This is a genomic window from Rothia sp. HMSC072B03 (assembly GCF_001809565.1).
Lineage (GTDB): Bacteria > Actinomycetota > Actinomycetes > Actinomycetales > Micrococcaceae > Rothia > Rothia mucilaginosa_A.
Genome location: NZ_KV797963.1, coordinates 29,578 through 54,429 on the forward strand (window position 1 = coordinate 29,578; position 24,852 = coordinate 54,429).

At 65.4% G+C, this 24,852-nt stretch carries 18 protein-coding genes; 3 read left to right on the forward strand and 15 right to left on the reverse strand.

Going from position 1 to position 24,852, the window contains the following annotated elements:
* Position 1 precedes the first annotated feature (1 nt).
* Positions 2-1,681 carry a GTPase HflX gene (hflX, locus tag HMPREF2630_RS00325; protein WP_070482792.1) on the reverse strand — a complete coding sequence of 560 codons (1,680 nt, stop codon included), beginning with the start codon at positions 1,679-1,681 and terminating at the stop codon, positions 2-4.
* Between the two features lie 198 nt (positions 1,682-1,879).
* Between hflX and HMPREF2630_RS00330 the strand changes: the two genes are divergently transcribed.
* A complete protein-coding gene (locus HMPREF2630_RS00330; RefSeq protein ID WP_049332745.1) occupies positions 1,880-2,503 on the forward strand; it encodes a class I SAM-dependent methyltransferase in 624 nt (207 codons plus the stop codon).
* Between the two features lie 165 nt (positions 2,504-2,668).
* Here the strand turns inward: HMPREF2630_RS00330 and dapF are convergent, their stop codons facing one another.
* The 3 genes from dapF to miaB all read right to left on the reverse strand — a co-directional run bounded on the left by dapF (position 2,669) and on the right by miaB (position 6,222).
* Positions 2,669-3,604, reverse strand: coding sequence for a diaminopimelate epimerase (gene dapF / locus HMPREF2630_RS00335; protein WP_049344416.1), 936 nt, complete (start codon positions 3,602-3,604; stop codon positions 2,669-2,671).
* 97 nt (positions 3,605-3,701) lie between these two features.
* The gene (miaA, locus tag HMPREF2630_RS00340) at positions 3,702-4,622 is read right to left on the reverse strand and encodes a tRNA (adenosine(37)-N6)-dimethylallyltransferase MiaA (RefSeq protein ID WP_049344411.1); all 921 of its coding nucleotides are present in this window, start codon (positions 4,620-4,622) and stop codon (positions 3,702-3,704) included.
* A gap of 85 nt (positions 4,623-4,707) precedes the next feature.
* Complete coding sequence (gene miaB / locus HMPREF2630_RS00345; protein WP_049344409.1) at positions 4,708-6,222, reverse strand: tRNA (N6-isopentenyl adenosine(37)-C2)-methylthiotransferase MiaB; 1,515 nt, start codon at positions 6,220-6,222, stop codon at positions 4,708-4,710.
* Between the two features lie 35 nt (positions 6,223-6,257).
* On the opposite strand from miaB, the gene HMPREF2630_RS00350 reads away from it, so the two are divergent.
* Positions 6,258-7,715: a hemin ABC transporter substrate-binding protein gene (locus tag HMPREF2630_RS00350; protein WP_246822717.1), complete on the forward strand. Its 1,458-nt coding sequence runs from the start codon at positions 6,258-6,260 to the stop codon at positions 7,713-7,715.
* A gap of 151 nt (positions 7,716-7,866) precedes the next feature.
* Here HMPREF2630_RS00350 and HMPREF2630_RS00355 read toward each other — a convergent pair whose 3' ends face one another.
* From HMPREF2630_RS00355 to dapB, 11 genes are all read right to left on the reverse strand, one after another.
* Positions 7,867-9,804, reverse strand: a complete 1,938-nt coding sequence (locus HMPREF2630_RS00355; RefSeq protein WP_070482795.1) for a regulatory protein RecX — start codon at positions 9,802-9,804, stop codon at positions 7,867-7,869.
* A 207-nt stretch (positions 9,805-10,011) separates the two neighbouring features.
* A complete protein-coding gene (gene recA / locus HMPREF2630_RS00360; RefSeq protein ID WP_049332756.1) occupies positions 10,012-11,118 on the reverse strand; it encodes a recombinase RecA in 1,107 nt (368 codons plus the stop codon).
* Between the two features lie 405 nt (positions 11,119-11,523).
* Positions 11,524-11,745 carry a DUF3046 domain-containing protein gene (locus tag HMPREF2630_RS00365; RefSeq protein ID WP_049344463.1) on the reverse strand — a complete coding sequence of 74 codons (222 nt, stop codon included), beginning with the start codon at positions 11,743-11,745 and terminating at the stop codon, positions 11,524-11,526.
* Positions 11,746-11,921: 176 nt separating this feature from the next.
* Positions 11,922-12,326, reverse strand: coding sequence for a helix-turn-helix domain-containing protein (locus tag HMPREF2630_RS00370; protein ID WP_049332759.1), 405 nt, complete (start codon positions 12,324-12,326; stop codon positions 11,922-11,924).
* Between the two features lie 300 nt (positions 12,327-12,626).
* A complete protein-coding gene (locus HMPREF2630_RS00375) occupies positions 12,627-13,220 on the reverse strand; it encodes a CinA family protein (RefSeq protein WP_049344404.1) in 594 nt (197 codons plus the stop codon).
* Positions 13,221-13,363: 143 nt separating this feature from the next.
* Entirely contained in the window at positions 13,364-14,020 is a 657-nt protein-coding gene (gene pgsA / locus HMPREF2630_RS00380) for a CDP-diacylglycerol--glycerol-3-phosphate 3-phosphatidyltransferase (RefSeq protein ID WP_049332762.1), read from the reverse strand.
* A gap of 210 nt (positions 14,021-14,230) precedes the next feature.
* Positions 14,231-17,368 (reverse strand): DNA translocase FtsK, encoded by a 3,138-nt coding sequence (locus HMPREF2630_RS00385; RefSeq protein ID WP_049344402.1) that lies wholly within the window; start codon positions 17,366-17,368, stop codon positions 14,231-14,233.
* Positions 17,369-17,608: 240 nt separating this feature from the next.
* Positions 17,609-19,324: a ribonuclease J gene (locus HMPREF2630_RS00390; protein ID WP_049344400.1), complete on the reverse strand. Its 1,716-nt coding sequence runs from the start codon at positions 19,322-19,324 to the stop codon at positions 17,609-17,611.
* A 503-nt stretch (positions 19,325-19,827) separates the two neighbouring features.
* Entirely contained in the window at positions 19,828-20,763 is a 936-nt protein-coding gene (gene dapA / locus HMPREF2630_RS00395) for a 4-hydroxy-tetrahydrodipicolinate synthase (RefSeq protein WP_049344398.1), read from the reverse strand.
* 245 nt (positions 20,764-21,008) lie between these two features.
* On the reverse strand, positions 21,009-21,677 hold the full coding sequence (locus tag HMPREF2630_RS00400; RefSeq protein ID WP_070482798.1) for a tetratricopeptide repeat protein: 669 nt from the start codon (positions 21,675-21,677) through the stop codon (positions 21,009-21,011).
* 9 nt (positions 21,678-21,686) lie between these two features.
* A complete protein-coding gene (gene dapB / locus HMPREF2630_RS00405) occupies positions 21,687-22,445 on the reverse strand; it encodes a 4-hydroxy-tetrahydrodipicolinate reductase (RefSeq protein WP_070482801.1) in 759 nt (252 codons plus the stop codon).
* Positions 22,446-22,739: 294 nt separating this feature from the next.
* Between dapB and HMPREF2630_RS00410 the strand changes: the two genes are divergently transcribed.
* Entirely contained in the window at positions 22,740-24,707 is a 1,968-nt protein-coding gene (locus tag HMPREF2630_RS00410) for an acyltransferase family protein (protein ID WP_070482804.1), read from the forward strand.
* Positions 24,708-24,852: the final 145 nt, after the last annotated feature.

Genomic DNA, 24,852 nt, shown 5'->3' on the forward strand with positions numbered 1-24,852 from the left:
CCTAGCGAGTCTCGGCGCTATCGGCCTCGGCGGTGAGGGCGCGGGCCTCGGCCAGCTCCTCTTCCAGAACCTCCAGCAGGTCACCCTCCAGCACGTACTCGGCCAGGTCCGAGGCGACGTCCTCGCGGACCAGTGCCGTCACGAAGGTGCCGTCCGATACGAAGTCGGTGCTCTTAATCTCTGCGTCCCACTCGTGCAGGCGCGAAATAATCTCGCCGTGGTTGTAGGGAATCAGCAGCTTGACCTCAATCGAGGGGCGCGGAATCGTGTCCGCAATCTTCTGCTTGAGCTCCTCGATGCCCTCGCCGGTGCGTGCCGATACGATGACGTGCTCGGGCTCGCGCTGGCGCATCCGCTCCAGCACGAAGGGGTCGGCCGCGTCGGCCTTGTTCAACACAATGATTTCGGGGATGTGGCGGGCGTCCACCTCGGCAAAGACCTCGCGGACGGCGCGAATCTGGCCCTCCGGGTCCGGGTGAGAGGCATCCACCACGTGCAGGATGACGTCGGCGTCGGCAACCTCCTCCAGGGTGGAGCGGAATGCCTCCACCAGCTGGGTCGGCAGCGAGCGCACGAAACCCACCGTGTCGGAGAGGGTGTAGCCGATGCCGTCGGGGGTCTGCGCCTTGCGCACGGTCGGGTCCAGGGTTGCGAACAGGGCGTTCTCCACGAGCACGCCCGCGTCGGTCAAACGGTTCAGCAGGGAGGACTTACCGGCGTTCGTGTAACCGGCAATAGCCACCGAGGGCACGCGGTTGCGGCGGCGGTTCAGGCGCTTCGTCTCACGCGCCGGCGCCATCGCGGCAATTTCACGCTTGAGCTTGGCCATGCGGGCGCGCAGGCGGCGGCGGTCCATCTCAATCTTGGTTTCACCGGGACCGCGCGAGCCGATACCCTCACCGGAGGCGGCACGGCCACCCGCCTGACGGGACAGGGAGGCGCCCCAACCGCGCAGACGCGGCAGCATGTACTCCAGCTGAGCCAGCTCAACCTGCGCCTTACCCTCGCGGGACTTAGCGTGCTGTGCAAAGATGTCGAGAATCAGGGCGGTGCGGTCGATGACCTTCACCTTGACGATATCCTCGAGGGCGCGGCGCTGGGAGGGAGCCAGCTCGGAGTCGACAATCACTGTGTCGGCGCCGGTGGCCTCCACGATGTCCTTGAGCTCCAGGGCCTTGCCGGAGCCGAGGAAGGTGCCCGGGTCCGGCTTGAGGCGGCGCTGAACCAGGCCGTCCAGCACCTCGGAGCCGGCGGTCTCGGCCAGCGCGGCCAGCTCACGCAGGGAGTTTTCGGCGTCCTCGACGGTGCCTTCGGTCCACAGGCCGGCCAGCACCACGCGTTCCAGGCGCAGCTGGCGGTACTCGACCTCGGTGACGTCCTCCAGCTCGGTGGAAAGGTTAGCTACTCGGCGCAGGGCGCGGCGCTCGGCGAGGTCTTCCTGATCTCCATCGAACTCGGAGTGCTCACGCTGAACATCGGAAATTTCACGCGCGCGGGTGTCGAGCACGCGGCGGCTACCGCGCGTCGGCGCGCTCTCGTGATGCGCGGTGCCCGCGGCATCGTAGGTGGTCAGTGAGGAGGCGGACTGGGAGCGGCCCAGAACGCGGTCCACGGTGCGGCGCAGCTGCTCGTCGCTCGGCAACTTCTCGGCCTCAGATACGGAATTATTCTTAGAAGTCATACGCCTTCCATTCTACCGCCGTTGCCCCGCTCGGGTAGGGGGTTTGGTCACCTGTGCGCTCAGGGCGTGCAGGCGGGCACAGCACCGTTCGGGCCAGGAACGCTGGGCCGTGCGGGCCAGGAGCGTCAGGCGGGATCGGGACGCCGTTCTGCCCCCCGGGAACCGGGCCGGTGCGGGCCTCCCGGTACACTGGATAGCATGAGCGAGCAGCATTACTTTTCTGAGACCCCCGAGACGGAGTTCAAGCCCCGCCCCGTGCAGGTGGAGCTGGCAGGCCGCAAGGTCACCGTCACCACCGCCAACGGCATTTTCAGCCCCTCCGGCATCGATAAGGGCACGGCCATCCTGCTTCAGGAGGCCCCCGAACCCCGCGGCGAGCGCCTCCTCGATATCGGTTGCGGTTGGGGCCCCATCACCCTGACCCTGGCGATGCTCGCCCCGCAGGCTCAGGTACACGCGGTGGACGTCAACTCCCGCTCTATCAGCCTGACCGAGCGCAACGCCGCCGCGCTCGGGCTGCCGAACGTCACCGTGGGAACCCCCGACTCGGTGGATCCCGAACTGCGCTTTGACACCATCTGGTCGAACCCGCCGATTCGCGTGGGCAAGGAGGTTCTGCACGAAATTCTGCTGACCTGGCTGCCGCGCCTGGCCCCGGAGGGGGACGCGTACCTGGTGGTGCAGAAGAACCTCGGCTCCGACTCGCTGCAGAAGTGGCTGGATGCGAAGCTGGAGGAGCTGTACCCCGGCGAGTTTGAGGTGTCGCGCTACGCAACGGCGAAGGGCTTCCGTATTCTGCTGGTGCACCGCCACGGGGCCTAAACCGCCCGGCGAAAGCCACCCGGCTAAAACCGCTCGGCGAATGTCGCCAACCGTTTAAGACATAGCGGCGGGTGTTTTCTGAAAGGATCTCAGAAAACACCCGCCGCTTTTCTATATCAAGTCTCTGCGCGCTCCGGTTCCGGGGCAGTACCTTAGCTCGTTCCCCTAGCGTAGCACCACGGTCGAAACCATCTGCGCCGGGCCGGCCAGCACCACGTGCTCGAGGTCGTCCGGGCCGAGCACGAAGGTGACGGCCAGGGTACCGCCGGGCACGTGCACGAGCCATTCGTCCGGCGCCTCCTCGCCGCCCCAGAACCGGGTGGCTGCGGCAGCCGCACAGGCGCCGGTACCGCAGGAGAGGGTCTCGCCCACACCGCGTTCGTGCACGCGCATCCGGATAGCGCCCACGTGGGTGCTGCCGTCATTTTCCAGCTCGACCGGCACCACGAATTCGACGTTCGTGCCATCTGCGGGTGCGGGGTTAACCTGCGGCTGGCTGTACAGGTCCAGGCCGTCCAGCTTGCCCTCGGAGCCGAGCATGACCACAGTGTGCGGATTGCCCATCGAGATGGACAGGCCGGCGCGCGGGGTCTTCAGGCCGCGGGCGGACACCAGGCAGTCCTCGCCTCCCTCGCGGGCGGCGTCACCGTGGATGAAGCTCCAGGGGCCCATGTCGACGGCGTAGCCTTCCTCGGTGCGGGCGACGGTCTTCACTCCGGCGCGGGTGGCAATCTGCACGGTCTGGCCGACCTCAAGCTCGATCAGGCCCTCGGTGCGCAGGTAGTCCACGAAGGCGCGCACGCCGTTGCCACACATCTCGGCGATGGAGCCGTCACCGTTGCGGTAGTCCATGAACCACACAGCGTCGGGGTATTCCTCGAGGAGCTTCTGGCCGCCGCGGGAAGAGGTGCTTCGGGCAGCGCGAATGAAGCCGTCCGCACCGATACCGAAGTGGCGGTCGCAGGCGCGGGCGACCAGGTCGGGGGTGAGGGCAATCTCTGACTTTTCATCCGTCACGAAGATGAAATCGTTGCCGGTGCCGTGACCCTTGGTGAGGGTCAATCCTGCCAGCTCGCCCCAGGTGGAGGGGTTCTCGCTCATATGCTGTCCTTAAACGTCGGGGGCCTGTCCGTCTATGATTTTACCGCGCCGACCGGTTCGAGGGGGTATCTGTTCGGCGGCGGCTCGTTATTGTGGCTTATCGGGTGCTTTCGCGGATGATGGCTTCCGCTTCATCGGCAAGGGTGGGTGAGAGCGCATCCAACCAGTGCACACGCTCATCTCCCCTGAACCAGGTCAGCTGGCGGCGCGCGAACTGGCGGGTGGCAATTGTCGTGTCCTCAATCGCCTGCTCCACGCCGTAGTCTTCGTCCTCAAGGGCGCGGGCAAACTGCGCGTAACCAATCGCGCGGGAGGCGGTCTTCCCCTCCTGCAATCCCTGCTCGTTCAGGGCACGCACCTCGTCCAGCAGGCCGCGCTCGTGCATGAGCTCCACGCGGCGGTGCAGACGCTCATGCAGCAGGACACGATCCATATCCAGACCAATCTGCACGCTCTCGGTCACGTACTCGCGCACCGGCATGAACGCAGAAAACGGGCGGCCCGTCACCTCGAACACCTCCAGGGCGCGAATGATGCGGCGCTCATCCTTCACGCGCGCAGCCGACTCAGGATCGACCTCCGCCAGGCGGGCGTGCAGGACCCCGATGCCCTCGGTGCGCGCCTGCTCCTCGAGGCGCTCGCGCACCCGCGCATCCGTGCCGGGAAACTCCAACTTATCCAGGGCGGCGCGCACATACAGGCCCGAACCGCCCACCAGAATCGGGTAGCGGCCACGGCCGCGAATCTGCTCAATCAGCTCGCGGCTGCGCTCCTGAAACTCCGCTACGGAGGCCTCGTCCCGCACGTCCATAATGTCCAGCAGGTGGTGCGGAACGCCTCGCATCTCCTCCGCGGTGACCTTCGCGGTGCCGATATCCATGCCCCGGTAGAACTGCATGGAGTCGGCGTTAATGCACTCACCGTTCAGGCGCAGAGCCAACTCAATCGCGAGCGCACTCTTACCGGTGCCGGTCGGGCCCACAATAGCGATAACGGGCAGAGTTTCGGAGATAGTCATGCGCCCCATTCTACCGGTTCCCACTGCCCCACTCGCGGTGAGGATGAGGACCCGAAGAACGGGGCGCACGACTCGCTATGAAAGATTAGGGGCGCAGGCCGATGGTAGGCATGCCCAGACCCACCGGCGCACCGGGAACCTGGGTGGTGCCGGTACCGCAGGAATCCGCCTGGGAGCGGTCCCACGCGTCGCCGGCGCGGGTGCGGCGCAGGCTGTACTGCTCGGCGGTCGGATCGGAAATCAGGTGGAAGGAGCCGGCCTCGGTAATCGGCACGGTCACCATGTCGCCGGGGCGGGGAGTCTCGCATCCCTCGGGCACCGAGAAGTGCACGAGGCGCTGGTCCGGGCCGCGACCCGAGAGGCGGTGGGTCTGCTCGGCCTTACGACCGGCCTCCGCCACGACCATCAGCTCAACGGTCTTGCCGAGCTGCTTGCGGTTTTCCTCGCCGGCGATGCGGTCCTGCAGGGCAATCAGGCGCTCGTAGCGTTCCTGCACGACCTCCTTCGGGATCTGGTTCTCCATGGTCGCCGCCGGGGTGCCGGGGCGAATCGAGTACTGGAAGGTGAACGCGGAGGAGAAACGAGCCTGCTCCACAACCTTCAGGGTCTCCTGGAAGTCCTCCTCGGTCTCGCCGGGGAAGCCCACAATGATGTCGGTGGTAATCACGGCGTTCGGGATGCGCTCGCGCACCTTCTCCAGAATGTTCAGGAACTTCTTGGAGCGGTAGGAACGGCGCATGTCCTTGAGCACCTTGTCGGAACCGGACTGCAGCGGCATGTGCAGCACGGGCATGACGTTCGGGGTTTCGGCCATCGCGTCGATCACGTCGTCGGTAAACATGGCCGGGTGCGGGGAGGTGAAACGCACGCGCTCCAGGCCCTCAATTTCACCGCAGGCGCGCAGTAGCTTGGAGAACGCCTGGCGGTCGCCGAACTCCACGCCGTAGGAGTTCACGTTCTGGCCCAGCAGGGTCACCTCGATAGCGCCGTCGTCGACCAGCGCCTGAACCTCGGCGAGCACGTCGCCGGGGCGGCGGTCCTTCTCCTTACCGCGCAGCGAGGGCACGATGCAGAAGGTGCAGGTGTTGTTGCAGCCCACGGAGATAGACACCCAGCCCGAGTACACGTGATCGCGCTTGGTCGGCAGGGTCGAGGGGAACACCTCGAGGGATTCGAGCAGCTCGGCCTGCGCTTCGTGGTTGTGGCGGGCACGCTCCAGCAGGGCCGGCAGGGAGCCGATGTTGTGGGTACCGAAAACGACGTCCACCCAGGGCGCTTTCTCGATGATGGCGTCCTGATCCTTCTGCGCCAGGCAGCCGCCCACGGCAATCTGCATGCCCTCATGGCGGCGCTTGACGGGGGCCAGCTGGCCGAGGTTACCGTAGAGGCGGTTGGCGGCGTTTTCGCGCACCGCGCAGGTATTGAAAACAACCAGGTCGGGTTCGACGCCCTCCTCAGCGCGAACGTAGCCGTTAGCTTCGAGCAGACCCGACATTCGTTCGGAGTCGTGCACGTTCATCTGGCAGCCGAAAGTGCGCACTTCGTAGGTGCGGGGGCTGGTTTCGGTGGTCTGGGCGGAATCGCTGAGGGTCGAAGTCATGCCCTATAGGGTATCCGATGGGGGATAATGGCTCTATGCAGGTTTCCCTTAGTAGTAACTTTTCGCGTTTTTCACCGAACGATTCCTCTGGTTCTTCCGATGCCCCCGCGCGACAGGCGGAGGCTCCCGAGGTGCTAAACCCGGAGGAGGTCGCCCCCGAGGCCGGGCGCTCCCCTAGCGCCGAGGCCGGCTCTACCGACGATGCTCTCATCGAGGCTCTCATCGAGGAGGCCATCGCCCTCTACACCCCCGTGCCGCCCCAGGCGAGCGCAGACTCCGCCGCGATGCGCCGCAACCTCTCGCGCATGTTGGCCTGGGCGAAGGGCCTGGAGCAATCCGGCGGCCGCGACCTTGCGAGCGTACAGATTCTGGGCACCGGCATGCGCTCGGTCGTGGTGCGTGTGAACTTTGAGGCAGCCGACCCCGCGGAGGCCGCCGAGGCCCTGCCGTCCTCCCTGATTCTTAAGCGCTACCGCCGCAAGGATTCCACGCAGAACGCCGGCGGCTTCGGGTACCTGCGCGAACGCTACGGCCTGCCGGCCCTCAACGAGCAGGTGCCCGGGCTCTTCCCGCGGTTCTACGGTGCCGATGCCGAGCTGCGGGTCATCGCGCTCGAGGATGTAAGCGCCGGAACCGCCGAGGGTGAGCAGTACTCGGTCGCCCACGCCCTGACGGAGGGCACCAAAGAGCAGGCCCTGAACGCGTTGGACTACTACGTGGGGGCCTACCGTTCGCTGGCGCGCGCCGGCATCATGGGCGAGGCCGTGGAAAGCTACCGCGCGAACCTGGCCCGCGCCGACCGCAAGGCGCAATTCCCCGGGGCCATCGCATCCCCGGCGCTGGCCGAGCGTGGCCTCAAGCGAATTTACGGCGTGGACGAGCAGGAACACCCCGAGAACCACGAGGGTTTCGAGCTTCCCGAAGACCTCGAATCGCGCAGCACTCTGCCACCCGCCGTGGAGGAGCTCTCCTTCCGCTTCCGCCGCGTGGTGCAGCCCTTCTTCACCAAGCGTCCGCCCGTTCCCGAGCAGTTCAAGCTCAACCGCGGCAGGGTGTATATGCTCTCTTCGGGCGATTTTTCGCCGCAGAACGTGCTCATCGGCCCGGCCGAGGAGGCACCGGTGCGCATCGTGGACGCTGAGGGCACCTGCCTGCATCACCGCGGCTTCCCCTTCGTCGAGGCCATGCTGGGCTTCCCCTCGTCGCCGGAATACCCGCGCTACCGGGTGGACCGTCAGCGGGCCCTGCCGGCGCTGTACTCCGCGCTCTTCGATGATGCTCCGCTCGAGGCGCACCTGGCCGAGGATCTTGCGGTGTGCACCGCGGTCACGGTGTGCGTGCTCGTGGAGCTCTACTCCGCTTCCCCGCGTGCGGTTCTGCTCCCGATGATTCGCCGCGAGGGCGCGCAGCTGATGCGCCTGCTCCTGCAGATTTCGGGTTCGCAGGATGCAACCCTGGCCGAATGTGCCGAGCGTCTGGACGCGCCCGAGTAGGGAACGGCCATAGGCCTTCGACAGGGGGCTTTATAGGGTTTTAAAAGGGTGAGCCCGCCACAGAGTATTTCGGTGGCGGGCTCACCCTTTTGCTCGTCATAGTGCCGAGCGTAGCTGCGCAGTCCTCCTGCCGGCTTCCTACCGCAGGCCCCTACCAGAGGTCGTCCTCCGCGCCGTAGGCGGCAAGCTCCTCGCGGATTACCGACATCGATACCGAGGAGGAGTAGCCGCGGCGCGCAAGCATCCCCAGCAGGCGACGGGTGACCCTATCCTTCTCGGCGCGGTCACTCAAATCCATGCCGGGGCGCAGCTTCTTACGCACCAGCTCGGCGGCGTCCTCACGTTCCTGCTCGTCGGTACGCTGGGCCAGGGCGTTCTCCGCTTCCTCACCGCGCACCCCGCGTTCAGCGAGCTCGCGGCGTAGCGCGGCGCGGGAGAGCTTCTTGGTGCGGCTCTTCTGCCGCACGAAGGTCTCGGCGTATTCGGCGTCGTCGATGAGCTTGGCCGCCTCGAACTTATCGAGCAGCGGCTCGATGAGCTCGGCTTCGAAGCCTTCTGACTGGAGCTTCTTGCGCAGCTGCCCCCTGGTCTTTGCCGAGTAGGCCAGCTGGTTGTACACGATGGTCTTGGCGCGGGTGTAGGGGTCGGCTTCCTCGGCTGCACGGTCGGCGCGCACCTTCTGCTTCCAGGAGGGGCCCTGCCCGCCCATCCCGTCGGAGCCGTTCCCGCCGTTTCTCGGCGCGCGAACCCCGGAGGCTTGAGAGGCTCGGGGCGCGGCCGGGCGCTTGCCGCTGCCGATACCCTGAGCCTCCTCCTCGGCGATACCCCGAATAAAGGCTTCCTCGGCCGCGGTGAGCTTCTCGTTCAAGCTGCTTCCCTCCCTGAATAGGTTGCTCCCCGAGCCGCGACCCGCGGGGCTCTTACGGGTTTCCTCTTCCTCGCTCCGGGCCCCGAATGCGGGCGCGTAGGGCGAGCGCTTCTGCATCTTTTCCCGCTGCGCCGGGCTCATGCGACGGAATCCGCGCTTGTACTCGCTCGGCTTCTGCCGGTTCGAGCGCTTCTTCTGCTGTTTCTCCCGCTGCTGCGCCTGGCGCTCAATCTCTTCTTTTTCTTCTGCGGTGAGCCCCGACCCGATGGATGCGGCCCCGGCCCGGCTCATGCGGCCGGCCGCCATGGGGCGGGGCTCCGCGCCTCCAGGCGTGAAGGCCCGCACGGGGGCCTCGTCGATGGAGACGGCCGGCAGGTTCGGATCCACCCGCAGGCTACGGCGCGGCGAGCCCTCCGAAGATTCCTCGGAGCCTTGCCCTGCTCCCCCGCCCGGTGCGGGTTCAAGAGGTGCCGCGGGCACCGGAAAGTAGCCTGGGTAGTCGTCCCCGAGATCGCGGGCGATGGGCTCCTCGCGGAAGCCGTGGGCCGCCGGATGCCAATCGGGGAACTCTTCGGTTGCCTCTGGGACCGGCATCTTCCAGGAGGTCTTTTCCCCGGAAACCTTGCGCGGGGCTGTGTTTTTCCGGGTTACGTTTTCCTGCGCAGGTTTTGCCTGCGCCAGTTTTTTGGGCTCGAATCCTACCGCCCGCGATGCTTGGGGCGCGGAGGTCTTCGGAGATGCTTCCGGCGGCGTTTTCGCGGGCATGTTCGCCCCGGGCTTCTGCTCTACCGGCTTTTGTGCCCCGGATTTTTGTGCCCCGAACTTTTGCGATACGGGCGCTTCAGATGCCTGGCTCGTCACGGCGGGCGCGCCAGGCTCCGCGGATGCGGACCGCGGAGCCCCCCAGTCGAGGACGGGCTCGGCCAGGGGCGCGGGTGCTTCAAAGGCCAGCGCCTCGAAAGCTCCCAGCTCGGCCGGGGCAGCGGGTGCCTCAAAGGTGAGGGGTTCAAAGCCTCCGCGAGCCGTGATATCGCCGTCCGCCGATTCAAAACCTGAAAAGCCGTCGGTGCCCGACACCGCGCCACCGAGGTTCTGCGCCGGAGAGGACCCGAAGAAAGGCTCAGTTGCGTCCAGGGCGGCGAAACCGGTGTCGTCCTCGCGCATACCGTCACGCTCGCCGCCGCGCGCGTTCTCGTCTTGGCCGAATACGCTTCGTTCCATCTGCCTGTCCCCTCCTCTCTTTCTAACCCGCCGGAGCCCGTGTGCCTCCGGTTGGAGGCGCTCCCCCATTGTATCGAGCCGCACCTCCGCCGGTTCCGGCTTAAACGGCAATCGCCGCGCACCGTGCGAAAAGCACAGCGCACGGCGATTACCACGCGTTGTCGAGCGGGCCGCACATCCTATCAGGGACGGCCCACGGGCGAGGGTTTAGAACTCCTCGGCCAGCTCGTCCAGCGGATCGTTCTCGGTGCCCTCGGCCTCTGCGGCCTCCTCGGCGGGCTCCTCCTCGATGATGCCCAGCTTCACCAGAACCTTGTACTGCAGTTCCTCGGTCAGCTCGGGGTTGTCCTTGAGAAGCTTACGAACGTTTTCGCGGCCCTGGCCCAGCTGCTCACCGTCATAGGTGAACCATGCACCGGACTTCTTGACGATATCGTTCTCCACGGCCAGGTCGAGAATACCGCCTTCGACCGAGATGCCCTCGCCGTAGAGGATGTCGAACTCTGCCTGCTTGAAGGGCGGAGCCATCTTATTCTTCACGACCTTGGCGCGGGTGCGGTTACCAATCGGGTTCGCGCCGTCCTTCAGAGTCTCAATACGGCGAATGTCGATGCGCACCGAAGCGTAGAACTTCAGGGCCTTACCACCGGTGGTGGTCTCGGGCGAGCCGAAGAACACGCCAATCTTCTCGCGCAGCTGGTTGATGAAGATCGCGGTGGTGCCGGTTGCGGAGAGGCGACCGGTAATCTTACGCAGAGCCTGGCTCATCAGGCGGGCCTGCAGACCAACGTGGGAGTCGCCCATGTCGCCCTCGATTTCGGCGCGGGGCACCAGCGCGGCCACGGAGTCGACCACCACGATATCCACGGCGCCGGAGCCGACCAGCATATCCATGATTTCCAGGGCCTGCTCGCCGGTGTCGGGCTGAGAGACCAGCAGCTGGTCGATATCCACGCCCAGCTTAGCGGCGTAAATCGGGTCGAGGGCGTGCTCGGCGTCGATGAACGCGGCCACGCCGCCGGCCTTCTGCACATTAGCGACGGCGTGCAGGGCCACGGTGGTCTTACCCGAAGACTCGGGACCGTAAATCTCAATCACGCGACCGCGGGGCAGACCGCCGATGCCGAGAGCGGCATCCAGGGCAATGGCACCGGTAGAGATAACCTCGGTGGTGGTGGTTTCCTTATCACCCAGGCGCATCACGGCGCCCTTACCGTAGTTCTTATCAATCTGTGCCATGACGGCTTCAAGTGCCTTGGCGCGACCCTCTTCGGGAACGCGAGCTACGCTCTGAGACTTGGTGCTCTTAGCCACGTTAGTACCTCGTTCTTTGTGGTGTCAGTGATGACGTCAATAATGTTTCTAGGAATCGGCGGGGCTCGTCGCCCCAGCTTTTCGCCTGCCGGTTCCTTCTGAGACTACTCTAGGGTCACGGCCTGACAGGATAAGGCCATTTTCACGATTTGTGGAAAAATCCCGCGGATTTTTCGAAAAATTCTCGATGTGGAAAAGTCTAGCACGAATCGAACAAAATTACGAGGCATTTTCGAATACCTCGCATAAGATTTCGGCAAATATTTTCGAATATTCGAAACCCGCCCAAGGATACCTCAATCGGTTCGCGCACACCTTTCGGGGCCTGGGGCGCACCGTAACCCGGCCGCCACGCTCCCCCGTAGCGCATCCCCGCGGCACTTAGACGCACCGCCATACACCGAGCTAACGCAACGGTTCCTTATCCGGGCCCCAGCGGCGCTCCTGCGGGATCTCCTGTTCCTCGCAGATGGCAAACCAGACCGTCTTCGGATTGACACCGGCATCCAGCGCCTCCGCCGCCGTCCGGTGGCCCAGGGAACCCAACACCAGATCCCGAGCCAGCACCGGGGCGTATCCTGCGCCAAATTCGTGCTCCATGAGCGCCCAAAACTCACTCAGCTTCATCGCGACCTCCTTCATCGTACCCAACGGCAGCGTGCCCATTGGCGGAGCACCCACCCGAGTTCTTCATTCTCACAATTCCGTCTCGCCATTGCTCGACAAAGAACCGATGCCGCACACCCGTTCGGGGTGTACGGCATCGGCCCAATAGCGGTGCGGAGCTTCCGCACCCTCACGTCTTAGAGAGAGACGTAGTAGTCGTTCTTGTAGCGCTCGGACAGCTCAGCCGGAACGGTATCCGGAATCTGAACGCCCTCGGCGACGGCCATACGATCGGCAACCTCGCGCAGCATCTGGGACATCGGGATGTCCAGGGCCTGGCAAATCCAGGCCAGCAGCTCGGAGGAAGCTTCCTTCTGACCGCGCTCAACTTCACTCAGGTAACCGAGGGAAACGCGGGCACGCTGCGAAACCTCTCGCAGGGTGCGGCCCTGACGCTGGCGGACATCGCGAAGAACCTCACCGATGGCCTGGCGGAGGGGAACAACTCGTGCTTCCTCAACGACCGGAGCCACCTGCTTGGGGGTCTCGTCGATTTCCTTCCACTTCGTAATACCGTTGATCGATACGCGCTGCTTAGCCATGAGCTTCTTTATCACTTTCCTGAGTAGTTCCTCCCGACGCGCGGGACTGTACAGAGTTAAGCCTAACTGATTTTTGGGATGCGAGCTACAAAACTCGCTGTTTTCGTCATCTTCTTCAGACTTGTATCCATTCAAACAGACCAAGCTATGTGTTTATTCCCTTGAAGCTGGGAGAAGACTGGGAAATTCTTTGAATCGTAAAATATCCTCCCCGAGTCTTTCCCCTGTGCCTTCCCCAAAGCTTCACGAGCACCGCCTCACGTGCCTCAGTGCCACCGGGACGCGCCGCGGGGCTGGGCCCTAGAGGATCTCCCTCAAGGAGCCGGAGGCGCTCCCCCGCACCGCGCGGGCCAGCAGCGCAATCGCATCCGCACTCGCCGCCGCGCGAACCCGGGCGCGATCCCCGTCGTAGTGGCGCTCGAACACCTCACACCCACCCGGGGCGTGCACCCCGATAAACACGGTGCCCACCGGCTGGCCATCCGCGGGGTCGGGCCCCGCCACACCCGTGGTCGACACCGTGTAATCGGCACCGCACACCCGCGCCGCGCCGGCCGCCATCTGAGCCGCCACCTCCGGATTCACCGCGCCCTCGGTCGCAAGCAGCTGAGCGTCCACGCCCAGCACCCGCGCCTTCACCTCGTAGGCGTAAGAAATCACGCCGCCGCGATAGTAGGCCGATGCGCCCGGCACCGTGCAGATCGCGCCGCCTACGTCCCCGCCGGTCAAGGACTCAGCAGTGGCCACCTGCACCGGACGTTCCTGGGATGCGCACGAGCGCACCGCATCGCGCAGCAGCAGGGCCGCCGCCTGCGGGGTACCCGAAAAAACCTCAGCGCGCGCCAGCTCGGGCGAAGCCGACTGGGTGCCTTCGTTCAGAAGAGGAACCATGATTCATCCTTTCCCGGCGGCCGGGCCGACCCGACCGCCCGTTCACGCGCCCGCTCCTTCCGCGAGCGCCCCGGTGCTCGAGCGCCACTAACGCTCACCCCGGGTACAGTTCGGGGGAGCGGCATGAGCCACTCCCCCATCAACGTCTATTGAGCGCGCTGCTTCTGCGCGGCCTGGTTCTGCAACCAGGTGCGACGCAGGTTGTAGGCATCGCGCACGTACACCAGGCCGGTCCACACGGTAATCGCCGTGACCGCGCCCATCAGCACCCAGCCCGGCACCAGCCAGCCCAGGCCCAGCTGACCCAGCGGCAGGAGCATCAGCACCAGCGCCACGGTCTGCAGTACCGTCTTGATTTTGCCGCCCTTGCTGGCCGCCATCACGCCGTACTTGATGACGAACAGGCGCATCACCGTGATGCCCCACTCGCGCAGCAGAATCACGATGGTCACCCACCACCACAGCTCGCCCAGGGCCGAGAGCACAATGAACGCGGCACCGGTCAGGAACTTATCGGCAATCGGGTCGGCGATCTTGCCGAAGCTCGTGATGAGGTTGCGGGAACGCGCCAGGTAGCCGTCGGCCCAGTCCGTGAGCATCGCGAGGATGAAAATCACCCAAGCGAGCCAGCGGTGGGTCGGGTCGTCGGCACCAAAGGTACCGCCACTGACCAGCGCCACGATGAAGAAGGGCACCGCGATGATGCGCAGAACCGTCAGCACGTTGGGAACGTTCCAATTCGACGTGCGAGGCTGCACCGCCCGGACCTCACCGGTGGGGGCTGGGGTGTGAGCGTCGCTCATGGGTGCTCCTTAGAATCGGCGGGCTCGACGGGTGAGCCCGGTGTTGCAGTTTCGATGCGGGCCGTACACCGCGCGAGGCACGCGCACAGCCACCGTCAAATATTGGCACCGAAGGGTATCGGGAACGCACAAACGCCCCGTACGTCCATTATACGGGTGCCTCATCGGGCACCGCCGAACGTGCGGGGCGCTTGTGGATAACGCGTGAGCTTAGCGGCCCGTCAGCTGCCAGGCGTCCTCCGAGCCCTCGTCATCGGATTCGTCGTAATAATCGGTAACCGGCTCCCCCGGATCCACCGCGTTCGCGTACGGGTCGGCCGCCGGGGGCTCCTCGCCGCGAATACGCGCCAGGGTGGCCTGCAGGTCGTCGGGGCGGACCAGCACCTCGCGGGCCTTCGAGCCCTCCGAGGGGCCCACCACGCCCTGCGACTCCAGCAGGTCCATGATGCGTCCGGCCTTCGCGAAGCCCATGCGCAGCTTACGCTGCAGCATCGAGGTCGAACCGAACTGCGTGGTAATCACGATTTCGGCCGCCTGCAACAGATCGTCGAGGTCGTCGCCGATTTCCTCGTCAATCTGCTTCTTCGCGGCAGAGACCATCACGTCCTCGCGGTAGATGGTCGGGGCCTGCTTCTTCACGTGCTCAACCACGGCGTGAATCTCGGATTCGGAAACCCACGCACCCTGAACACGCATCGGCTTCGAGGCGCCCATCGGCAGGAAGAGCGCATCACCCTGACCGATCAGCTTCTCCGCGCCGGGCTGATCCAGCACCACGCGGGAGTCAGTGACCGAGGAGGTCGCAAACGCCATGCGGGAAGGAACGTTCGCCTTAATCAGGCCGGTCACCACGTCCACCGAAGGACGCTGGGTAGCCAGCACCAGGTGGATACCGGCGGCGCGGGCCAGCTGCGTGATACGCACGATGGCCTCTTCCACGTCGCGCGGGGCGACCATCATCAGGTCGGCCAGCTCGTCCACGATCACCAGCAGGTACGGGTACTCGTGAATCGTGCGCTTGCTGCCGGGCTCGGGCTGGACCTTACCCTCGCGCACCGCCTTGTTGAAGTCGTCCACGTGCTTGTAGCCGTAGTGGGCGAGGTCGTCGTAGCGGGCGTCCATCTCGCGAACCACCCACTGCAGGGCCTCGGCGGCCTTCTTCGGGTTCGTGATGATGGGCGTAATCAGGTGCGGAATACCCTCGTAGGCGGTCAGCTCCACGCGCTTGGGGTCGACCATCACCAGGCGCACTTGGTCGGGGGTTGCGCGCATCAGAATCGAGGTAATCATCGAGTTCACGAACGAGGACTTACCGGCACCGGTCGCACCTGCGACCAGCATGTGCGGCATCTTGGCCAGGTTGGCCAACACGAAGCCGCCCTCAACGTCCTTGCCCACGCCCATGACCATCGGGTGGTGGTTCGCGTGAGCCTGCGGGGAGCGCAGCACGTCGCCCAGGGCCACGGTCTCGCGGTCGGTATTCGGAATCTCAATGCCGATCGCGGACTTGCCGGGAATGGGCGAAAGGATGCGCACGTCCGGGCTGGCCACCGCGTAGGCGATGTTCTTGCTCAGCGCCGTCACGCGCTCCACCTTCGTGGCCGGTCCCAGCTCAATCTCGTAGCGGGTCACGGTCGGGCCGCGCGAGAAGCCGGTCACGTGGGCGTCCACCTTGAACTGCTCCAGCACGCTGGTGAGGGCCTCGACCACGTGCTCGTTGACCTCGGAGGATTCCTTGGCGGGCGGGCCGGAAACCAGCATCTCCTCCGAGGGCAGCACGTAGGCGCCGCGGGAGGACTGCACAACCTGCTCGCCACGAGCCTGCTCGGTGGTCGCGGTCTGGGTGTTGTTCTGCAGGGGGCGGGACAGGCCGCCGCCGGAGCGCGCCGCCTGCTGGGACGCGCCCTGGTTCGTACTCTGGTTTGCGCCCTGATGCGCGCCGGCCGAATGCATGCGGGTCGGAATCGGAGCCTGACCCGCGGCGGCACCTCGGCCGGCCTCCTGAGCGGGTGCGCCCGCGGGCGGAACCACATCGCGGGGCCTGGTCTGCGGGGCGGGCTCGGAGGGAGCCTGCTGCGAGGAGTCGCCGCCGAAACCATCGTAGGCTTCCACGTCGAAGAGGGGCTCCTCCCCCGGGATGCGGCCGTGCGCCACCGCGGCGCGCTGCACCTGATCCAGGCGGGCGGCGGGAGCCTGAGAGGCCTCCACGTCAAAGAGGTCGGGGCCGCTCGAAGCCGCGGCGGGAGCCTGGTTCAGGCGACCGGGCAGGCGACTCAGGCGGTTCGGCTTGGCGCCGGTGCGCGCGCCGGGAGCGGGGTTAGCGGGCTGCACGGGCATCTGGGTGGTCTCGGGGTGGGCATCGTCCACCACGGCGTTCACGAAGGCCTCGTCACCGGCGTACTCGTCGAGGGGGCCGTCATCGCCCTTGGAAACGCCAAAGCCCAGCCAGCCGCGCAGGCGCGCCATCAGGCCACCGCCCGAAGAAGAGGCTCGGGCCGGCTTCTCGTCGTCACCGTACAGGTAGCTGCGGTCGTGCTCCTCGGCGTTCAGGTCCACGGTCTGAGTTGCATCATCCGAGGAGGAGCGCTCGCGGGTGGTGCCGTTGGGCTTCTCGCCCAGGGCCAGGCCCACCAGGTGCCGGGTGCGGGGCACAATCTGGCGAATCGGGGTGTTGGTCATAACCAGCAACCCTGCGAGCGCCAGCAGCAGGTGAATCAGAATCTCCACCGCCGCGATACCTCCGCTCAGGCGAACGATGGGGGTGCCGAGGATTACTCCCGTGACGCCGCCTCCGGCCCATACGGCCTCGAAACCGTCCGCAAAGGTCGGGTGCCCGGCGTGGCGGGCGAAGAAGAGGGAGGTCGCAATCAGCAGAATCAGGGAGCCCAGAGTCACCCGGTTATTGCGTTTGACCAGGTCGGGGCCTCGGAAGACGCACCAGGCCAGCACGAAGCTGAGCACCGGAATCAGCAGGGCACCCTGGCCGAAGATGCCGCCGAGCATCGTGTGCCAGGCGTCCAGGGGCGCGCGCAGCAGACCGAGAGAGGTGTGGGCGCGCCAGTTGTACCACTCAACGCCGGCGCTGATGAGGCCGAAGAGCAGCAGTACGAGCGCGCCGCCATCACGACGCTGTTCGGGTTCCAGGTCGGTGCGCGCCGTGCCAATCGAGCGCACCGCGCCACCGATAGCGTGAGCGATGCTCAGCCAGACGGAGGCGATGGCGCCGGCGACAGGATTCGTCGCCTCGGCACCGCGACGGGCACCGCCCCTCGAGGAGGTGGTGCGCTTGCGGGTGGTTTTCTTTGACTTAGCGGTCGTACTACGACCCTTTGTGGTCCGTGGAGCCATACCTTTTAGAGTATCAACCTTCCCGTTAATCTAACGATTTCTTCGTTATCAGTGAGCGCAGCGGCTGCGATGGGGCGTCGCACGCGGGTGCTGGGCCCGCCGAAACCCGCCGAGCCCGGCCGGATGCGCAGGGGGCGGGGCCGACACTCGGTATCGACCCCGCCCCCTGCGTTTCAGGTAACCCGTTTCAGCCTCGGCCCGAAAGCCGATGCCACCTGCGGGAGGCGGCCGCGCTGATATTTAGTTCTTAGCGTCCGGAGAGGTGCTCTCGATGACCACGGGCACGATCATGGGCTTGCGGCGCAGGCGGCGAGAGATCCACGCGCCGATGGTGCGGCGCACAATCTGCTGCAGCTGCTGCACGGTGTGCACCTTCTCGGGTGCGCGGTGCAGTGCGTCTTCCAGGGCGGCGGTAATCTTCGGGACGATCTCGTCGAAGACGGCGTCGTCCTCCGCGATACCGCGGGCGTGGATGTCCGGGCCGGTCACCACGCGCTTGGTCGCGCGGTCAATCGCGGTCACGATGGACACGAAGCCTTCCTCACCCAGGATGCGGCGGTCCTTCAGGTCGCTCTCGGTCACCTCGCCGACGGAACGGCCGTCAACGTAGAGGTACTCGCAGGGAATCTCGCCGACCACGGTGGCCACGCCGTCGCGCAGATCCACGACGGTGCCGGACTCGCAGAGCAGCACGTTCTGTGCGGGAACGCCGGTCTCAATCGCCAGGTCGCCGTTGGCAATCAGGTGGCGCACCTCGCCGTGAACGGGCATGACGTTCTTGGGCTTAAGGATGTTGTAGCAGTACAGCAGCTCGCCGGCGGCCGCGTGGCCGGACACGTGAACCTTCGCGTTGCCCTTGTGCACCACGTGGGCGCCCAGCTTCATGAGGGCGTTGATGATGCGGTACACGCTGGTTTCGTTACCGGGAATCAGCGAGGAGGCCAGCACCACGGTGTCGCCCGGCTCAATCTGAATCTTGTGGTCGCCGTTAGCCATACGCGAGAGCGCTGCCATGGGCTCGCCCTGCGAACCGGTGCACATCATCACGATCTGGTCGGGGCGGTAGTCGTCGACCTTCTTCAGGTCCACGAGCACGTTGTCGGGCACCTTCAGGTAGCCCAGCTTCTCGGCGATGGTCATGTTGCGCACCATGGAGCGGCCCACGAGCACGACCTTGCGACCGCGTTCGGCGGCGGCGTTCAGCACCTGCTGCACGCGGTGCACGTGCGAGGAGAAGGAGGCCACGATGATGCGGCCGCGAGCGTCACGGAAGACGTTCGAGAGCACCGGGCCGATGTTCTTCTCGGTCGGGGTGAAGCCGGGAACCTCTGCGTTGGTGGAGTCCGGCAGGAACAGGTCCACACCCTCCTCACCCAGGCGGGAGAAGTGGCGCAGGTCGGTCAGGCGACCGTCCAGAGGCAGCTGGTCCATCTTGAAGTCACCGGTGTGCAGGACCTTACCTGCCTTGGTGCGGATGTAGACGGCCAGCGCATCCGGAATCGAGTGGTTCACTGCCACGAACTCGCACTCGAACGGGCCGAAGCGCTCCACCTGGTGTTCCTTCACCGCGAGGGTGTAGGGCTTGATGCGGTGCTCGGCCAGCTTCGCCTCGACCAATGCCAGGGTCAGCTCGGAACCGACCAGGGGGATGTCGGGGCGGCGGCGCAGCAGGTAGGGAACCGCGCCGATGTGGTCCTCGTGACCGTGGGTCAGCACCATGGCGACCACGTCGTCCAGACGGTCGACAATGTAGCTGAAGTCGGGCAGGATCAGGTCCACGCCGGGCTGGGACTCTTCGGGGAAGAGCACGCCGCAGTCGACAATCAGCAGCTTGCCGTTAATTTCGTACACGGTCATGTTACGACCGACTTCGCCCAGGCCGCCCAGGGGCACCACGCGCAGGGTGCCCTTCTTCAGGCGGGGAGGCAGGGGAAGATTCGCTTCAAAGACGCTCATCGTGTGTCTCCTCTTTCTATTTTCTTACTATCTGTTGTGTCGTGATTCGTTCGAGGGGCTCAGGCGCCGGGCCTTAGCGTGCGGGCCTGCGTTCGCATCCTCGTTCGTCACGGGAAGTCTAGTGATATGCGTTCCGGGGCGAGTTTCGCTCCGAATACGGGTCTGGAGTGTTCCAAATGTTGTGGAGTTTCCAGGTATTCCGGGTATTCCGAGTGTTCCGGGGTTTCCGTGGGTTACGCGACGTGTTTCTGCGGCCTATCGGTGCCGCGGCGGGTCATGGTCGTTTCGGACACCTCGGGAAATACACCAGAGCGGACCCCTCGCCGTCGTAACGGCGAGGAGCCCGCGTTGGGGGCCGCGTTCCACGCGTGCTGAAAGCATGCGTCACGGTAATTCGCTATGAGCGGCCAAATTACCGCGTGGGCGGCCAAAAGTCTCTCTTAACCTGCTTCACGCCGCCCGGGCACACTAGCCCGGACGTATAAAAGAAGCTGAATAAAAGTTTATGCGTTTTTCAGGGTGTGGGCAAGGCTGGAGGTCATCAGGTCCTCGCGCATGGCGGCCAGCACCTCCGGTTCGGAGAGCACGTGCGGCAGTCGAACGACCGGCTGGCCCAGCACGCCCTGCCAGGCGAGAATCTCCTTGGCGGCCACGCAACCGGGGGCGCGACCCATGGTGGCGCGCACGATCGGAGCCAGCTCCAGGTGCAGGCGCTGCGCTTCCACGAGGTCCTGGGCCACCACCGCGTCAATGAGCGCGCGGAAGAGGTTCGGGGCCACGTGCGCGGTCACAGACACCAGGCCGACGGCACCCATCGCCATCCAGGGCAGGGTCAGGCCGTCGTCGCCGCTGTAGTAGTGCAGATCGGTGGTTGCCATGACCTCGGTTGCGGCGCCGAAATCAGCCTTGGCGTCCTTCACGGCGACGATGCTGTCAATCTCGGCCAGGCGGCGGTAGGTTTCGGGGGCAATCGGGATGCCCGCGCGGCCCGGGATGTCGTAAAGCATCACGGGAGTGTCGGTGGCCTTGGCCACGGTGGAGAAGTGGGCGTACACGCCCGGCTGGGTCGGCTTGTTGTAGTAGGGGGTCACGACCAGCAGGCCGTCCACGCCGACCTTCTCTGCACGGTGGGCCAGCTCAATGGTGTGCGCGGTGTCGTTTGAACCCACGCCGGCAATGATCTTGGCGCGAGAGCCGACGGTGTCCTTCACAATTTGGAAGACGCGCTCGTTCTCGTCGTCGGTCATGGTCGAGTACTCGCCGGTGGTGCCGCAGACCACCAGGCCGTCGTGACCGTTATCGACCAGGTAGTTCGCCAGGTCTGCCACCTGCTTCTCGTCCACGGAGCCGTCCTGCGCGAAGGGGGTGACCATCGCGGTCAGCAGGCGGCCGAAGACGGGCTCAACAAAGGTACCGGGGTTAGATAGGTTCTCAGACATATTTCCAGGGTACCCCCGAAATGCAGATTTTTACTACATAACGCATAAATTTTCATATAGTGTCGCGCGGCACCCCACTCCCCCCGCACGCCGCGGCGGGTCCCCGAGGTGCCTCCCGCGGGCCTCAGCCCGATAGACCGCCCCGGCTCGCCGAACTAATACTCATATGGCAAAAGGGCCGCCCCGGGTACTCCCCCGGCGCGGCCCCTCAACCTTCGGGAGCGCAACCGCTCCTCCCGATGCTTCTAACGCATTTCCTTCGCGGCGCCACCCGAGCGCAACGACCACGCGTTACGCATCGCCGCGCGGGCGCGCTTGCGCTCACCCACCGCATCGTACATGCAGGCCAGGTTGAACCAGGCCTTCCAGTTCTCGGGCTCCTGCTCAACCGCCGCCGCGAAGGACTCAAACTCCGCCGCGGCCGCCTCGCGGTCCACCTTACCGCTCGGGGTGCGCGGCAGGTTATCCTCCGCCAGGTCCCCTGAATCGGACAGCTGCTGAGCCATCATCTGAATACGTGTTCCAAAGAGAATCTCACGCACCAGGGCCCACGCGCCGAGCACGGGCAGCAGAATCATGCCGAGCCCCAGCACCATGCCGGCCACCGAGCCCGAAAGGAGCAGGGACACGCCACGATCGGCCGTGTACACCAGGTACAGCGCCAGCAGCGTGCAGGTCAGCGCGGCGAAGGTCTTGCCGAACCCGCCGGCATCCACGGTCACGAAGACCGCGCTAAAAATCAGCACGCCCAGGATGAAGGCGCGCACCACGATGGGCAGCGGCAGGATGAGCACCGTCACCACCAGCAGAACGCACGCGCACGCCGTCCACAGGCGCAGCGAAGCCCACCAGGGGCCGCGGTTTCGCGCCTCGGCGGGAGCCGGCGAACCCTCGGAAGAAGTCTGTTCAGACATCGTGCCCTCCTAAGACAGGTCCATATAGGCGTCCAGGCCCACGCTCAGGCCCGGATGCGCCGCCACCTCGCGCACACCCAGCAACACGCCGGGCATGAAGGAGGCGCGGTCGAAGGAATCGTGGCGAATCACCAGCTGCTGGCCGGGGTCGCCCAGCAGAATCTCCTGGTGAGCCACCATGCCGCGCAGACGCACCGCGTGCACGTGCACGCCGTCCACCACCGCGCCGCGCGAGCCCAGCGGATCGGATGTCGTGGCGTCCGGGCTCGGACCCACGCCGGCCTCGGCACGGGCGGCCGCCACCTTGCGGGCAGTGTGAACCGCGGTGCCGGAGGGGGCATCCACCTTGTTCGGGTGGTGAATCTCAATGATTTCAACCGAATCGAAGTAGCGGGCGGCCTTGGCCGCAAACTCGGTGGCCAGAATCGAACCGATCGCGAAGTTCGGAGCGATCAGCACGCCCACGCCCGGGTGCTCGCCCAGCAGCTCGCGCAGGGAGTCCAGGCGTTCGGGGGTCCAGCCGGTCGTGCCGACCACCGCGTGCATGCCGTGCTCAACCGCGAAGCGAACGTTGGCCTCACTCGAATCCGGAACGGTCAGGTCAATCACGATTTCGGCGCCGGAGTCGTCCAGCTCCTGCAGGTCGTCACCGCGGCCCAGGGCCGCCACCAGGTCCATATCCTCGGCGGTGTTGACGGCGCGAACCGCCTCCGACCCCATGCGGCCCGCGGCTCCAAGAACCGCTACCTTCCAAATCTTCTCGCTCATGCTCTCTCCTCGCTTCTTCCTGGTGGCTTCTTCCGTGGCGGTAGGCCCGTTGTGGGGCGGCCCGTCACCGTTTCTTCTCCTCCATTATCGCCGATGCGCTACCGCGCGACCCTCCGGGGGCCTCTTCTCGTCTCTCGGCCGGCCTTCCCGGGGCGCCCGCTCGCGCCCCAATCCCGGCGCTGACGTGCTGGCTTTCGGTGTCATATAACCAATCCGCTACGTCATCTAATGGAATCAAACCTATAATAGGTTGGTATTTAATTTTCAATCCGTCCCTCGGAGCACACAGACCGTATGAAGTCCCTCTTTACCTCCTCTGTACGCCCTTATGAAGCAAACCGGCGTTATATTCTGCCTGGTTTGGACGGTTTGCGCGCCATCGCAGTGCTCCTGGTGATCGTGTACCACTTCTGGCCCACGGTCCTGCCCGGCGGCATGATTGGCGTGGATATCTTCTTCGTCATCTCGGGTTTTCTCATCACTTCGCTCCTGCTGCGCGAGGGTGCCCTGAACGGCCGCATCGCGCTCGGTAGCTTCTGGATTCGCCGTGCCCGCCGTCTGCTACCGGCCATCGCCCTCATGATTCTCGTGCTGGGTCCCGTGAGCCTCATCGTTGGCGGCGATATCCAGGTCAACCTGGGCCGCCAGCTGCTGGGCGCGGCAACTTTCTCCTCCAACTGGATTTCCATCTTCGCCGGAAACGACTACTTCGCGCAGACCTCCCCGGAGCTCTTCACGAACTTCTGGTCCCTGGCGGTGGAAGAGCAGTTCTACGTGGTCTGGCCGCTGCTCATTGTTGGTTTTGGCCTGTTGTTGCGCCGTTCGTGGCGTCGTTTTAGCGTGGTCATGGTGTTGGGCATTATTGCGTCACTGAGCGTTGCTACCGCTCTTCTGATGTCCGGCGCACCCATTAGCCGCGTCTACTACGGCACCGACACTCACCTGTACGGTCTGTTGCTCGGCGCCCTGCTGGCGTTTGCGCGCCCCTGGTCGCTGTACCCGCCGTTGCAGCAGTCCGTGCTGTACCGCGTGGCTCAGCCCTTTGGCGTGGTTGCTTTCGCCCGCGTCATGATTAGCTGGCTGTCCCTGTTCGCGCTGATTCCCTACGCGGTTCTCGTGCCCGAATCGGCACCCGGTGCGATTCCCTGGGGCCTGTTCGGTGCCTCTCTGTTGGCGCTCGGCGTGATTCAGGGCATGCTGCCCGATATGCTTGCCGGTGCCTCCGAGGCCCTGCGACGCCTGCTGAACTTTGCGCCCCTGCGCTGGGTGGGTGAACGCTCCTACGGCCTGTACCTGTGGCACTGGCCGCTGGCCGTGGTCATGCACTACGTGCTCGGCGCGGACCGCTCCCCGCTGGTGAACGTCGGCGTGCTGGTGGCGACTTTCGCCATCGCCGAGATGTCCTACCGCTGGGTTGAGACCCCGATTCGACGCCACGGCTTCCGCGGAAGCGCCAACCGCGTTATCGCCTCCTTCCAGAACGCCACCGTTAAGGCCCTGCCCATCGCCCTGACCCTGCTCGTGATTGCGGCCGCCGGCGCGACCGGCGTGGCCGTACGCACCGCGCCGGCCATGACCACCGCCCAGCAGTCCGTTGAGGACGGCAAGCGTGCAGCGGCCGAACGTCTGAAGGCCCGACAGGAGGCGCGCGCCAGCGCCTCCGCGAGCGCTTCGGCCAACCCCACGGCCAAGGACGGAAAGGATGCGAAGGCCACCGCCTCAGCAAGCGCCTCGGCCTCCCAGGAGGCCACCGGCCCCATTGACTCCTCACAGGTGACCGTCGTGGGTGACTCCATCGTGGTGGCGACCTCCCCCGATCTCTACGACAAGATGCCCGAGGCCCAGATTGATGCGGCTGAGGGACGCACCATCGCTAACGCGCTGCCCATTATTAAGACCATGGGCGCCAACGGTCAGATTCGAAAGACCCTGGTGCTGTCGGTGACCGCAAACTCGACCATTCTGGACGGTCAGCTCGATCAGGTGCTGGCGGCCATGCCCGCCGATTCGAAGCTGGTGCTCGTGACCGGTTACGGCCCGCGCAACCTGAGCTGGATTGAGTACTCGAATACGAAGATTCGAGAGTTTGCTTCCCAGCACTCCGACCGCGTGATTATCGCGGATTGGAACTCGGCGATTCGCCAGGCCCTGCAGACCCAGAGCGGCCTGCTCGCTTCCGACGGCGTGCACCCCGAGGCGGCCGGCCAGGAGCTCTACGCCCGGGTCGTGGAGCAGGCCATCGCCAAGGCACAGAAGAAGTAGCGGCGTCGCAGCTACAAAGCGCAAGTACCCGCGTCGAACCGACCCGAACCGGCTGGCCCGGTGACGCTAACCCGGTGACGCTGGTTGGAGCAATGCATAGGCGGTTCTGACGCGCTGAAAGGCCCGTTGGTCACTCTCATGAGAG